General features: G+C 68.6%; 13 protein-coding genes. 7 read left to right on the top strand and 6 right to left on the bottom strand.

Annotated elements, in window-relative coordinates:
• Window positions 1–38 precede the first annotated feature (38 nt).
• The 6 genes from ACUVWL_RS18640 (at window position 39) to ACUVWL_RS18615 (ending at window position 7,368) form a co-directional block, all read left to right on the top strand.
• Window positions 39–1,193 carry an SIS domain-containing protein gene (locus ACUVWL_RS18640; protein WP_046433031.1) on the top strand — a complete coding sequence of 385 codons (1,155 nt, stop codon included), beginning with the start codon at window positions 39–41 and terminating at the stop codon, window positions 1,191–1,193.
• Window positions 1,186–2,124 carry an ROK family protein gene (locus ACUVWL_RS18635; RefSeq protein ID WP_046433033.1) on the top strand — a complete coding sequence of 313 codons (939 nt, stop codon included), beginning with the start codon at window positions 1,186–1,188 and terminating at the stop codon, window positions 2,122–2,124. The genes ACUVWL_RS18640 and ACUVWL_RS18635 overlap by 8 nt, the downstream gene beginning before the upstream one ends.
• Before the next feature lie 16 nt (window positions 2,125–2,140).
• Window positions 2,141–3,475: a D-tagatose-bisphosphate aldolase, class II, non-catalytic subunit gene (locus tag ACUVWL_RS18630; protein ID WP_014648754.1), complete on the top strand. Its 1,335-nt coding sequence runs from the start codon at window positions 2,141–2,143 to the stop codon at window positions 3,473–3,475.
• A gap of 33 nt (window positions 3,476–3,508) precedes the next feature.
• Window positions 3,509–4,285 (top strand): DeoR family transcriptional regulator, encoded by a 777-nt coding sequence (locus ACUVWL_RS18625; RefSeq protein ID WP_014038836.1) that lies wholly within the window; start codon window positions 3,509–3,511, stop codon window positions 4,283–4,285.
• Window positions 4,282–5,397 carry an N-acetylglucosamine-6-phosphate deacetylase gene (gene nagA, locus ACUVWL_RS18620; protein ID WP_046433040.1) on the top strand — a complete coding sequence of 372 codons (1,116 nt, stop codon included), beginning with the start codon at window positions 4,282–4,284 and terminating at the stop codon, window positions 5,395–5,397. Before ACUVWL_RS18625 ends, nagA begins: the two co-directional genes overlap by 4 nt.
• Window positions 5,398–5,589: 192 nt before the next feature.
• Entirely contained in the window at window positions 5,590–7,368 is a 1,779-nt protein-coding gene (locus ACUVWL_RS18615) for an MFS transporter (protein WP_049442013.1), read from the top strand.
• A 52-nt stretch (window positions 7,369–7,420) separates the two neighbouring features.
• On the opposite strand, the gene ACUVWL_RS18610 is transcribed toward ACUVWL_RS18615, so the two are convergent.
• The 6 genes from ACUVWL_RS18610 to ACUVWL_RS18585 all read right to left on the bottom strand — a co-directional run bounded on the left by ACUVWL_RS18610 (window position 7,421) and on the right by ACUVWL_RS18585 (window position 12,047).
• Window positions 7,421–7,891: a SecDF P1 head subdomain-containing protein gene (locus ACUVWL_RS18610; protein ID WP_126411478.1), complete on the bottom strand. Its 471-nt coding sequence runs from the start codon at window positions 7,889–7,891 to the stop codon at window positions 7,421–7,423.
• Window positions 7,888–8,439 carry an HdeD family acid-resistance protein gene (locus ACUVWL_RS18605; protein WP_126411479.1) on the bottom strand — a complete coding sequence of 184 codons (552 nt, stop codon included), beginning with the start codon at window positions 8,437–8,439 and terminating at the stop codon, window positions 7,888–7,890. Before ACUVWL_RS18605 ends, ACUVWL_RS18610 begins: the two co-directional genes overlap by 4 nt.
• Before the next feature lie 58 nt (window positions 8,440–8,497).
• Window positions 8,498–9,193 carry a ComF family protein gene (locus ACUVWL_RS18600; RefSeq protein WP_049442014.1) on the bottom strand — a complete coding sequence of 232 codons (696 nt, stop codon included), beginning with the start codon at window positions 9,191–9,193 and terminating at the stop codon, window positions 8,498–8,500.
• 93 nt (window positions 9,194–9,286) lie between these two features.
• Window positions 9,287–10,627, bottom strand: coding sequence for a chloride channel protein (locus tag ACUVWL_RS18595; protein WP_014648760.1), 1,341 nt, complete (start codon window positions 10,625–10,627; stop codon window positions 9,287–9,289).
• 123 nt (window positions 10,628–10,750) lie between these two features.
• A complete protein-coding gene (locus ACUVWL_RS18590; RefSeq protein WP_197607933.1) occupies window positions 10,751–11,311 on the bottom strand; it encodes an HAD family hydrolase in 561 nt (186 codons plus the stop codon).
• Between the two features lie 115 nt (window positions 11,312–11,426).
• Window positions 11,427–12,047, bottom strand: coding sequence for a DUF3658 domain-containing protein (locus ACUVWL_RS18585; RefSeq protein WP_445978649.1), 621 nt, complete (start codon window positions 12,045–12,047; stop codon window positions 11,427–11,429).
• A gap of 103 nt (window positions 12,048–12,150) precedes the next feature.
• Between ACUVWL_RS18585 and bioB the strand changes: the two genes are divergently transcribed.
• Window positions 12,151–13,194 carry a biotin synthase BioB gene (bioB, locus tag ACUVWL_RS18580; protein ID WP_445978648.1) on the top strand — a complete coding sequence of 348 codons (1,044 nt, stop codon included), beginning with the start codon at window positions 12,151–12,153 and terminating at the stop codon, window positions 13,192–13,194.
• Window positions 13,195–13,223: the final 29 nt, after the last annotated feature.

Raw genomic sequence — 13,223 nt, 5'->3', positions numbered from 1 at the left:
AAACGCAGATGGTGCGCTGGCCCAACTGGAACCTCCGAATGGACGTCACCCTGCTTTCCGATGTGTCCGCCTGGCAGCGCCTTGGCGGAGCCGATACCGCTACCGAAATCGCCCAGCAGCCTGCGCTGTGGGACGCCCTCGCACAGGACCTGTCGCGTGCCCGCGACCGCCTGCAGGCCTTCCTCGGCGACAGCCTCAACGATCCCAACCAGCGCGTGCTGTTCACCGGCGCCGGCAGCTCCGGCTTCATCGCCGAAATGGTGGCCGACGCGATCAACGCGCAATGGCCCGCCGAGGTGCGCGTGGTGCACACCACCAGCCTGCTGACCCACCCGGCGCTGTACCTGCAGCGCGACCGTCCGACCCTGCTGGTCTCGTTCGGCCGCAGTGGCTCCAGCCCGGAGAGCGTGGCGGCGGTGGACCGCGTGCGCAGCGACGTGGATGACGCGCGCTTCCTCGACATCACCTGCAACGCCGATGGCGAGCTGGCCCGCCGTGGCGCCGGCCGTGCCGACACCTGCACCCTGCTGATGCCGTCGGCCAGCTGCGACCGCGCCTTCGCCATGACCAGCAGCCTGACCTGCATGCTGCTGGCCGCGCTGACCGTGTTCGATCGTTCGCCGTGGGATGCGCGCGTGACGCGCCTGAAGCAGATCGCCGCACTGGCCCGCGAAGGCCTGGCGCAGTGGGATGCACCGGTGGCGACACTGGCGCAGCGCCCGTTCAACCGCATCATCTACCTCGGCAGCGGCCCGCTGGAAGCACTGGCACGCGAGTGCGCGCTGAAGGTGCTGGAGCTCACCGCTGGCCGCGTGCTGGCGCTGGCCAACACACCCCTGGGCTTCCGTCATGGCCCGAAGTCGACGCTGGATGGCAACACCCTGGTGGTGGTGCTGCGCAGCGTGCAGCCGCTGGCGCGCCGCTACGAACAGGACCTGCTGGAAGAACTGCGCCGCGACGGCGTGGCCGGCCAGGTGCTGGCGATCGGTCCGCATTCGGACATCGGCGCCGACGACGAATACACCCTCACCGTGCCGGCACTGGACGATCCGTGGCTGGCACCGGTGTGGCTGGGCTTTGCGCAGCTGTTCGCACTACAGCGCTCGGCCGCGCTGGGCCTGACCCCGGACAACCCGTTCCCGGACGGCACCGTCAACCGCGTCGTCAAGGGCGTCACCATCCACCATGGCTGAGCTGATCGCCCACGCCTGCTACGGCATCGACATCGGCGGCACCAAGATCGAGCTGGTGGCGTGCGATGTGGCGATGCAGGTTACCTGGCGCCGCCGCGTGGCCACCCCACAGGGTGACTACGACGGTTTCCTGCAGGCAGTCGTGGCGCTGGTCGCCGAGGCCGATGCCGCACTGGGCCGCAGTGATGCGGCGATCGGCATCGCCCTGCCCGGCGTGCGCGACCGCCGCAGCGGCCGCCAGCTCAGCGCGAACGTGCCTGCGTTGACCGGCCACAGCGTGGCCGCGGACCTGCAGGCGCGGCTGCAACGCCCGCTGCATTTCGGCAACGACCTGCAGTGTTTTGCCCTGTCTGAAGCACACGGCGGTGCCGCCGACGGCTACCCCAGCATGTTCGGCGCCATCCTCGGCACCGGTGCTGGCGGTGGTTTCTGCGTGCAGGGCCGCCTGCTGACCGGTTTCAACGGGCTGGCCGGCGAATGGGGCCACTGGAGCGTGCCCGGTCATCTGCTGCAGCGCCACGGCCTGCCGCTGATCGACTGCGCCTGCGGCCTGCAGGGCTGCGTGGAGCGTTATGTGTCCGGCAGTGGCGTGGCGATGATCGAGCGCCACCTTGGTGGCAGCGCCGCCGACGCCAGCGCGGTGATCGCCCTGGCCGAAGCCGGTGATGCCCGCGCGCGCAAGGCGCTGGACATCCATCGCGACCTGCTCGGCCACAGCCTGGCCGCGCTGGTGCTGGCGCTGGACCCGCACGTGATCGTGCTCGGCGGCGGCCTTTCGCAGTACGCGCCGCTGTACCAGCACCTGCCCGCCGCCATCGCCGCCCACCTGTTCAAGGGTGTGCAGGTGCCACCGATCGTGCCGCCACGCTTCGGCGATGCCGGTGGCGCACGTGGTGCCGCCCTGCTCGCCTGCCAACCCTCGTTTTCCTGATGTCCGGAGCCTGACCATGTCCCCGTTGCAGACCCTGCTTGCTTCCCACCGCGCCGGTGCCAATGTCGGCCTGTACAGCGTCTGCTGCAGCAACGAGCAGGTGCTGCGCGCGGCCATGCACGTGGCACAGGCACATGGCACCGTGCTGCTGGTCGAGGCCACCTCCAACCAGGTCGACCAGTTCGGCGGCTACACCGGCATGACCCCGCCGCAGTACCGCGATTACGTCGGCACCCTGGCCGATGAGGAAGGCTTCCCACGCGAACGGCTGATCCTGGGCGGCGACCATCTCGGCCCGAATGCCTGGCAGAAGCGCCCGGCGGCCGAAGCGATGACCCACGCGCGCGTGCTGATCGAAGCCTACGTCGCCGCCGGTTTCCACAAGATCCACCTCGACTGCAGCATGTCCTGCGCCGATGACCCGGTGCCGCTGCCCGATGCCATCGTCGCTGCGCGTTCGGCCGAGCTTGCCGAGATCGCCGAACGCACCGCCGCCGAACACGGCCTGCCGCCGCCGGTCTACGTGATCGGTACCGAGGTGCCGATTCCCGGCGGCGAAGCCTCGCTGGCCGAAGGCCTGCAGGTGACCACGCCGGCTGCCGCCGCGCAGACCCTGGCCATCCACCAGCAGGCGTTCGACACGCCACAGCTGCGCGATGCGTGGCAGCGCGTGATCGCGATGGTGGTGCAGCCGGGCGTGGACTTCGACCACAGCAGCGTGCATGAGTACAACCCGGACGCCGCCCATGCGCTGGCCGACTTCCTCGAGCGGCAGCCGCGCATCGTGTTCGAAGCGCATTCCACCGACTACCAGCGCGAAAGCGGCCTGCATGCGCTGGTACGCGACCACTTCGCCATCCTCAAGGTCGGCCCGGCGGCCACCTTCGCTTACCGCGAGGCGCTGTTCGCGCTGGCCGCGATCGAGGCCGAACTGCTGCCGGCCGCACAGTGCTCGCACCTACCGCAGGTGCTGGACGAGGTGATGGTGGCGCAGCCGAAGTACTGGCAGTCCTACTACCAGGGCGATGCCGCCGCGCTGCGCCTGCTGCGCCGTTATTCCTTCAGCGACCGCTGCCGCTACTACTGGGGCGAGCCGGCGCTGGTACAGGCGGTGCAGACCCTGTTCGCCAACCTGGAGCAGCATGCGCCGCCGCTGGTGCTGCTCAGCCAGTACCTGCCGGAGCAGTACCGCGCCGTGCGCGAAGGCAGCCTGGCCAACACCCCCACCGCGCTGGTGCAGCACCGCATCGGCCTGTGCCTGGGTGAGTACGCCCGTGCCTGCAGCGCCAACCAGGCCGGACCCCGCACGCAGAACGCAGGTTCGGCTGCCGGCGTTCCTGCGAACGGCTAATCTCTACCTTTTCCCGCGAAACCGAGAATGGCCATGCGCAACACCCGCTCCCGCCGGCAACAGATCCTGCAGCTGCTGATCGAGCACGGCTCGGTGCAGGTGGCCGATCTGGTCGAGCGCTTCGGCGTGTCGGCGGTGACGATCCGTGCCGACCTGACCCACTTCGAATCGCAGGGCCTGGCCAACCGCACCCACGGCGGCGCGACCCTGGTGCGCACGCCGCCGCAGGAACAGGACATCCATGAGAAGGACGCGCTGAACCTGCCACTGAAGGAATCGATCGGTGCGCGCGCTGCGCGCCTGGTGCAGCCGGGTGACAACATCATCATCGATTCCGGCTCGACCACGATGACGCTGGCCCGCCACCTGCGCGCGCATCGCGACGTGACGGTGATGACCAACGGCCTGAACATCGCCTGGGAACTGGCCAATGCCGCGGGCATCACCGTGCTGCTGACAGGTGGCCTGCTGCGCCAGCAGTCGCTGTCGCTGCAGGGCAGCCAGGCCGAAGCCAGCCTCAACTCGTACAGCTTCGACACCCTGTTCCTGGGCGTGGACGGCCTGGACCTGCAGTTCGGCCTGACTACCCACGACGAGGCCGAAGCCCGCCTCAACCACCGCATGGTCGAGCGTGCGCGCCGCATCGTGGTGCTGACCGATGCCTCCAAGTTCGGCCGCGTCAGCCTGCACCGCATCGCCCTGCTGGACCAGATCCACGCCATCATCACCGACGCCGGCATCGACGATGCAACCCGCGAAGGGCTGCAGCGGCTGGGCATCGAAGTGATCATCGCCGAGCCCACCGCATGACCGACACCCGCACCCTGCATGGCCGCATCCTCACCCCGCTGGGCTGGCGGCGCGGGCACGTCCACTTCGATTCACGCGTGCGCCGGCTGCAGGTGGACGACCACAGCGGCGCCGACGACCTGCAGCTGCCGGTGATCCTGCCCGGCTTCGTCGACCTGCATGTGCATGGCGCGGCCGGCGTGGACCTGATGCAGGGCGGCGACGTGGCACGCACCATCGCCCGCACCCATCTGCGCTTCGGCACCACCACGCTGCTGGCGACCACCATGACCGCCGGGCTGGACGAGATCGAGCACGCGCTGCACGGCGTCGCTGCGGCAATGGCGGCGCCTGATACCGACGCCGCCAGCATCGTCGGCGTGCATCTGGAAGGACCGTTCATCAGCCCGCAGCGGCTGGGCGCACAGCCCAATCGTACGATCGAGGCGACGGTGGCACTGGTGCAGCAGCTGCACGCGCTGGCGCCGATCCGGGTGATGACGCTGGCGCCGGAGATCGGCGAGCACACCGCGTTGATACCCGCGCTTTCGGCGATGGGCATCCGCGTGCAGCTGGGCCACAGCGCCGGCACCTACGAGGAGGGCGTGGCGGCGCTGCAGGCCGGTGCCTCCGGTTTCACCCATCTGTTCAACGGCATGACCGGCGTTGACCACTATCGCCCGGGCATTGCGGCGGCGGCGCTGGCGCATGCGCAGTACGCCGAGATCATCCCCGACCTACAGCACATCCACCCCGGCGTTATCCGGCTGGCCGCGCGCGCGATCCCGCGCCTGTACGCGGTGACCGACGCGACTGCCGCCACCGGCATGCCCGACGGCGAGTACGCGCTGGGCGAGCAGCGCGTGCACAAGTGCGGCGGCTGCGTGCGCCTGGCGACGGGTTCGCTGGCCGGCAGCGCACTGACCATGGACCAGGCGCTGCGCAACCTGGTGCGCGTCGGCCTGGACCTGGCCGACGCCTCGCAGCGGGTTTCCACCTTCCCGGCCGACTATCTGGGCCTGGGCGATCGCGGCCGCATCGCGCCCGACGCCCGCGCCGACCTGGTGGTGCTGGACGCCGAACTGCGCCTGCAGCAGGTGGTCATTGGTGGGCGCGTGGTCGATCTGACCTGACGCAAGCGATGCGGCCCGGATGCCGCGCGGGCTCCCTGTAGAGCCGAGCCATGCTCGGCTCACCGCGCGAAGCGCGGCATGGGGAACCTCGATATCGGAACGGAAAGCAGCCGAGCATGGCTCGGCTCTACAGAATGCACTCTGCGACGAACCGCCGCCGGGCCTGGCCCGGCGCTACCACAGGAACTGCCGATGACTGCAAGCACCGCCCCGCGCTGGCCCGTACGCTACCTGCTCTTCATCGGCGGCCTCGGCGGCCTGCTGTACGGCATCGACATCGGCATCATCGCCGGTGCCCTGCCCTACCTGGAGGCAACGGCCAGCCACGCCTGGCAGCTCAGCAGCCAGCAACTCGGCTTCGTGGTGGCGGCGGTACTGCTGGGCAGCGTGCTGTCCTCGCTGTTCGCCGGCATGGTCGCCGACCTGATCGGTCGCCGCGGTGCGATGCTGCTGGCCGGCCTGCTGTTCACCGCGTCGATTCCGATCATGGCGCTGGCCTCGGGCTACACGCCGCTGCTGCTCGGGCGGCTGCTGCAGGGCATCAGTGGCGGCCTGATCGGCGTGGTGATTCCGCTGTACCTGGCCGAAGTGCTCAGCCCCGAGCGGCGTGGACGCGGTGCGGCGATGTTCCAGCTGCTGCTGACCATCGGCCTGGTGTTGGCGGCACTGATCGGGCTGTACCACGCACATGCGGTGGATGCCGCCGCCGAAGCCGTGCGCTCGCTGCCACTGGCGCAGCAGGCGCAGGAACTGTTCACGGTGAAGGACCAGGCCTGGCGCACCATCTTCTGGAGTTGTCTGGCGCCCGGCCTGCTGTTCTGTGCCGGCATCTTCTGGCTGTCCGAATCGCCGCGCTGGCTGGTGCGCCGCGGCCGCGTCGATGATGCCCGCCGCAGCCTGCAGCGGGTGCTGCCTGCTGCCGACGTGGAACCCACCCTTGCACAGATCCAGGCGCCGGAATCGAGCAGCAGCGACGGCAAGCGCGACCCACTGCTCAGCCGACGCTACGTGGTGCCGTTCGTGCTGGCCTGCGTGGTGCTGGCCTGCACCCAGGCCACCGGCATCAATTCGGTGCTGGCCTACGCGGTGAACATCCTCAACCAGGCCGGCCTGTCCGGCTCGGTGGCCAACGGTGCCGACGTGGCGATCAAGCTGCTCAACGCGGTGATGACCGTGGTCGCGCTGCTGCTGGTCGACCGCAAGGGCCGCAAGTTCCTGCTGATGCTCGGCAGCGGCGGCATCTGCGTGGCCCTGCTGGCCGCCGCCACGCTGTTCTTCCAGGCCGAGCGTGGCCGCGCCGACGTGCAGCCGCAACTGCAGGCGGCGGTCAGCGCCGATGGCTTGCAGCTGGTGCTGGACGACGCACAGTGGCAGCGCCTGGGCGCCGGCATCGACAGCGAAGGCCGGCCGATGCAGCTGACCGTGTCGTACGCCTACGGTGACTTCACCAATGTGCGCGCCCTGCGCAGCGACAGCCTGACCGACCGCGAGCTGCGCATCGAGCGTGCCGGGACCGTGCAGCCGGACAGTGTGATCGGCGCGTTCTTCCGCAAGCTGCATCTGAACCCGTTCGCCGACCCGGCCAAGGCCGCACAGGCACCGCTGCGCATCGAGCAGGCCCGCATCGGCCCGGTGCCGCCGCCGGCGCATGGCTGGGCGGTAGCCGCCTGCATCCTGGTATTCGTCGCGTTCTTCGCGGTCGGCCCCGGCGTCTGCGTGTGGCTGGCACTGTCGGAACTGATGCCCAATCGCATCCGCTCCAACGGCATGAGCATCGCCCTGCTGATCAACCAGTTCGTGTCGACCACCATCGCGGCGATCTTCCTGCCCACGGTGGGCCACTACGGCTACGCCAGCATGTTCCTGTTCTGGGCGGCGTGCACGTTCGTGTTCTTCCTGGTAGCCGCGTTCTGGCTGCCGGAGACCAAGGGCAAGTCACTGGAGGAGATCGAGGCACGGTTCGCACGGTAGCGGTCGACCTTGGTCGACCTCCGCGCGTAGCGCGGTGGTGTTGGCGCGCCCGTCACTGACCGGTGATGTGCCTGGCCAGCGCCTGTGCCTCGGCAATGCTCGGCAGCCCGCTCAGCATCATCGATTCCCCGAAGGGGCCTTTCACCGTCGCCACCATCAGCACGCGGCCGTCCACGCTGATCGCCGCGCGCTGGCCCACCAGGGCCGAGGTGCCATCGTGGATGCGCTGATGCGCTTCTGGCCGATAGCGGATCTGCAGGCCTGGCTGCTTGGCATCGTCCAGCACGTAGCGCACATCGGCGATGTCCGCACTGCCGGCAATCGGCGGCTCGCGCAGGGCCAGGGTTTCACCTTGCCAGTGCGCCGGAGTGCCGTTGCCAGCCGCATCGACCGCGCTCAGGCACACATCCACGCCGGCGCGCGGCGCATGATCCTTGCCTGCCAGCGCACCGGGCGTGGCACCCGGCATGCATCCGGCCAGCACCAGCGCCGCGCCCAGCAGGAGCGGAAGCGCGCCCCTCATTTCAGCTTCCGCAGCTTGAATGCCACCAGCACCTGCAGCAGCCCGTACAGCAGGCTGCCAATGCCGATCCACAGCGTGGTCACCGCCACGCCTGCGTGTGGATTGGCCGCGAACAGCAGCCCCAGCACCACCGCCAGCACGCCACTGAGGATCAGCAGCCACTCGCCCTGGATCTGCTTGCGCACGCGGATCGCGAAGACGATGCGATAGATGCCGGCTACCAGCAGCCACGCCGCCAGGAACAGCACCAGCACGCTGGCGGTGGCCAGCGGGTTGATCACCGCCAGGATGCCGAAGCCCAGCGAAGCGATGGCATACAGCGCCAGCCAGCCGCGCGAGGCGCCGCTGCCACCACTGATCAGTGCGAACAGGCTGATGACCCCTTCGATGATGGCCATCACGCCCAGCGTCCAGGCCAATGCCATGGCTGCGGACAGCGGCCAACCGATGGCGATGATGCCGAAGCCGAGCGCGACCAGGCCATACAGCAGCAGGATCCACCAGCTGCGGCCAACCGCTGACAACAAGGGAGACAAGGGGGAATTCATGGTCACTCCTTCGATCCGGAACCGGGTTCATCCTAGCCCGTTGCGATGAAGGGAGCGATCACGGCACCCGCGCGCACACCCATACCCGCACCTCTCTGGCGCCCACGCAGCGCAGGGTTTCGGCGATTTCCATCACCGTGCTGCCGGTGGTCATCACGTCGTCGACCACGGTCAGATGCGTGGGCACCGGCCCGTGGACATCGAACGCATCGAACAGGTTTTCCCTGCGCTGTTCGGCCGTGCGTTCGGACTGCGGTGCGGTGTGCCGCCGCCGGTACAGCCCCTGCCAGACCGGCAACGGCAGCAGCCGGCAGAGCTCGGCAGCCTGGTTGTAGCCGCGCTGGCGCAGGCGCCGGCGGTGCAGCGGCACCGGCACCAGCGGCGGGCAGGACCAGGGCGGTGGTGCGCGCTGCATCAACTGCGCCAGCAGGCGACCGGCCGCCAGGTCCTGATGGAACTTGTAGCGCAGCAGCAGCTGGTCCACCGGCGGCAGGTACAGCAGGCTGGCGTGCGTGGCCGTCTGCGGTGGTGCTTCCTCGCGGCAGCTGCCGCAGACGATCAGGGCCTCATCCGGCAACGGCAGTGCACACCGCAGGCAGGCGCGACCGGCCCAGGGCAGTCCGGCGAGGCAGGCGCGGCACAGATCGAGATCATCATGGCCCGGATCGCCGCAGACCAGGCAGCGCAGTGGCAGCAGGACACCCAGCAGTGCGCGGGAGACACGGGTTGCCGAATGCAGGAGATCAATACGCATTGCCCATGCTTCATCGCGCTGCCCATGTGCGGCCATCGGCGAAGCACCGATCGCAGTGTCGGGACTGCCCGCAACTGCAGAGGGTGCTGCCGATCAGGAAAGGCGTCCGCCCTGCCCAGGCCCGGTTGATGCAACGGCCGACGCCGTCAACACCTCCGCCAACCCACGATAGATCGGCACCCGGCATACCAGACCGGACACGCCCCGCGCGATCAGCACCGTGGCCAGGATCGGCAGGAGCAGATCGCCGCTGTCGGTCAGCTCCAGCGAGATCACCGCCGAGGTCAGCGGTGCCTGGGTGACGCCGGTCAGGTACGCGCACATGCCCAGCAGCACGAACGCGCGCGGATCCACGCCCGGCATCAGCACCGCCAGGTTGTGGCCCAGCCCCGCACCGACCGCCAACGCGGGCGAGAACAGGCCGCCGGGTATGCCGGCCACGTACGATGCCAGGTTGGCCAGCAGCTTCATCAACCCGAACTCGTGGCCGACCAACGCCTGCCCCTGCACCAGGCTGCGCGCCTGCTCGTAGCCGGTGCCGAACGCGCCGTCGCCGAACGTCAAAGCCAGTGCCACCACCGCCAGGCCGCAGCCTGCGGCCAGCAGCACCGGATGCCGCTGGCGCAGCTGGCCCAGCCAACGCGGGCGGCCCGCCGCACTGGCCAGCACCGCGCGCGCGAACAGGCCGCCCAGCAGCCCGGCCACCACGCCGCACAGCAGGATCGCCAGCCAGCCCTGCCCCAGCGGCAGCCGCGCGCTCACATGGCCGAAGTAGGTGTAGTTGCCAAGCAGGCCCAGCGACACCACGCCACCGACGATCACCGCCGTCAGCAGGGTGCCGGAGAAGCGATGCTCGAAACGGCCGCTGAGCTCCTCGATGGCGAATACGATGCCAGCCAGCGGCGTGTTGAACGCCGCGGCAATGCCCGCTGCACCACCGGCCAGCAGGAAGTGCGAGAGCTCGCGAGGATCCTTGAAGCCGAACCAGCGGCCGAACAGGTACATCAGGCTGGCACCCACATGCACCGTGGGACCTTCGCGTCCGACGGACGCGCCGCCGAGCAGCGACAACGAGGTCAGCAGCAGCTTGCCGGCTGAGACCGCAGGCGAAAGATTGGTCTTCCGGAATGGCTCATCGGGCTTGTCCAACGCAGCGATGACCTGCGGAATGCCGCTGCCCCGCGTGGGCTTCAGCACGCCACTGGTCAACCAGGCCAGCAGCGCGAAGATGCCCGGCGTGAGCAGCAGGGCCCACCACGGCGAGTGCGCGGTGATGCGCTGGAACAGATGGAAGGCCGCGTCGCTGGCCTTGGCGAACAGGATGGCCACCAACGCCACGGCCACCGCGCCGCCCCAGAGCGCGGCACGGCGGCGCCAGGCCTCGCTGAGAACCAGCGCGGTGATGCGGCCGCGGAGGCGATGGAGATCGGTCATGGGGCACAGTCTGCGCGCCAGCGCTTGCGTTGGGCAGCGGTTATTGTGGCTGCAGGCCTTGCAGGATGCGGTGAAACGCGCGAGTGCGGGTGCTCGCCGATAGCACCTGCCCTGTGCAGCTACCTATGCCTGCAGGCGCTCCCGCCACCGGCGCTTCTCCACCGCACGCACGTTGGGCTGCTGCCGCAGCCACTCCAGATACAGCTGCAGATGGGCCAGCTCGTCATCAGCCGGATCACCGGTGAACTCACGCACCGCGACCAGATTTCCGTAGTTTCTGGCGTACTTGCCGGGCGTGTCATCGATACCGATCATCTGCTCCAAACGGAAGCCGTGGCGCTTCAGCTTGCCCAGCCGCTTCTGCGAGGTGTAACCGCCGGTTTCCCAATCACGGGCCGTGCTGCACCGCGGCGCGGACCACAGGAACGCCAGCGGACGCCCCGGCATCAGCCGGTCCACCAGCGGTTCGGCGTACAGTTGCCCGGACGACGTCCACACACCCACCGTGAAATGGGCAAAGGCATAGTCGAGGAATGCCTGCAGATGGGGCCGCAGGTAGACGTGGTAGCCGACGAGGCGGAAATCCGCGGGTCGCTCCAGTTCACGCTCGCTGGCATGCACCAGCGTCTCATCCAGATCGAGTATCAGCAGCTTCCCGCCCTGCGGCATCGTGTCCGGTTCCATGCGCATCCTTCTTTCATTGCCTCGGCTGCCGCCATCTTCTGGATGGACTTCAGCATGTGTCCTTCCAGCAGGTAGATGTAAGCACAGTTCCAGCCAGGTCCTGGTGGGCGCAAGCCTACTGCCGGACGCGCACTTCGCAACAGCCCATCCGCGTGAGGTCGCCCTGTGCCTGCAACATGCCCCGTTCCACCAGCATGCGTACACGCCCTGCATAGAACACATCGGGAATTCCCGATCGGCACTTCGGCTGCAGCGACATGGCCATGCCCACAATGTAGGCGATCTTTCGGAACTGCCCGTCGCAGAGGGAGAACAGCTGCTCATCGATCGAGGCGATGTCCTCGCTGGTCAGCGCGGCGATGTTCTGCCGCGCCAGGTCAGTGAGATGGGCATCGTTGTCGGAGCGCTCGTCCGTATCGCGCAGGCAGCCATTGATGGCCAACAGGCGAACCAGCACATAGTGTCCGAAAGCCTCGAGCTCCTCCTTGGGCAACGTCGCCGGATCGAGCTGCCCTGCCGGGTAGTCCTTGAAGGTCACGAAGACGTGGTTCTTCCACTGCCCTGGCGTGTCGGACTGGCGCAGATCATCCAGCACCACGCGCAGGCCGCCGTCGGGCAGCTCGGCAAGGCTGCACAGCACCGCGTCGCGGCGGATCGGGTAGGACTGGTAGCTGTTCATGGCACGTGCTCGCGCGTCCGTATGCAGCAATGAACTTACACCGTAGCGCCCATTCATGGCGGTCAACCGATGTAAACCACATGGGAATCAATCAAGTTGACAGGGCTCACCAACCCACCCACACTGCCGCCCTCGCTCCACTCGTACCCAAGGTCCCGCCATGGCTGCTGCCATCCGCCACGACTGGCAACACGACGAACTGCAGGCGCTGTTCGATCTGCCGTTCCCCGAGCTGCTGTTCCGCGCTGCCGCAGTCCATCGCGAGCACTTCGACCCAGCGCAGGTGCAGGTGTCCACGCTGTTGTCGGTGAAGACCGGCGGCTGCCCGGAAGACTGCGCGTACTGCCCGCAGGCACAGCGCTACAGCACCGGGGTGAACGCGCAGAAGCTGATGGACACCGACGCGGTGCTGGCCAAGGCACGCCAGGCCAAGGCTGCCGGCGCATCGCGCTTCTGCATGGGTGCCGCGTGGCGATCGCCGAAGGACCGCGACATCCCGAAGGTGGCGGCGATGATCGCCGGGGTGAAGGCGCTGGGCCTGGAAACCTGCGCCACGCTGGGCATGCTCAGTGGCGAGCAGGCGCGTGCGCTGAAGGACGCCGGCCTGGACTACTACAACCACAATCTCGACACCGCGCCGGACTACTACGATTCGATCATCCACACGCGCCAGTACCAGGACCGCCTGGACACGCTGGCGCACGTGCGCGATGCCGGTCTGAAAACCTGCTGCGGCGGCATTGTCGGCATGGGCGAGACGCGCGCGCAGCGCGTGGGCCTGCTGCTGGCGCTGGCCACGCTGCCGGCGCATCCCGATTCGGTGCCGATCAACAGGCTGGTGCAGGTGGCGGGCACGCCACTGCATGGCAGTGCCGAACTGGATCCGTTCGAGTTCGTGCGCATGATCGCGGTGGCACGCATCGCCATGCCGCGTTCGATGGTGCGGCTGTCGGCCGGTCGCGAGGCGATGAGCGACGAACTGCAGGCGCTGTGCTTCGTGGCCGGTGCCAACTCGATCTTCTACGGCGACAAGCTGCTGACCACCGGCAACCCGGAGAGCGAGCACGACCTGGCCCTGTTCGCGCGGCTGGGGTTGCAGCCGATGGCGGTGCAGGTGGATGCCGAGGGCCACGACCACGGCGGCATCGTGCACGCTGATATCAGCGCCGATGCGCCCGCCTGTGGCTGCGCTCACGCGGCCTGAGACGGGCCGCAAGCAGGCGCCGCGGCAAC

It is taken from the genome of Stenotrophomonas muris, assembly GCF_052751275.1.
This window is presented reverse-complemented; position numbering and strand designations above follow the sequence as displayed.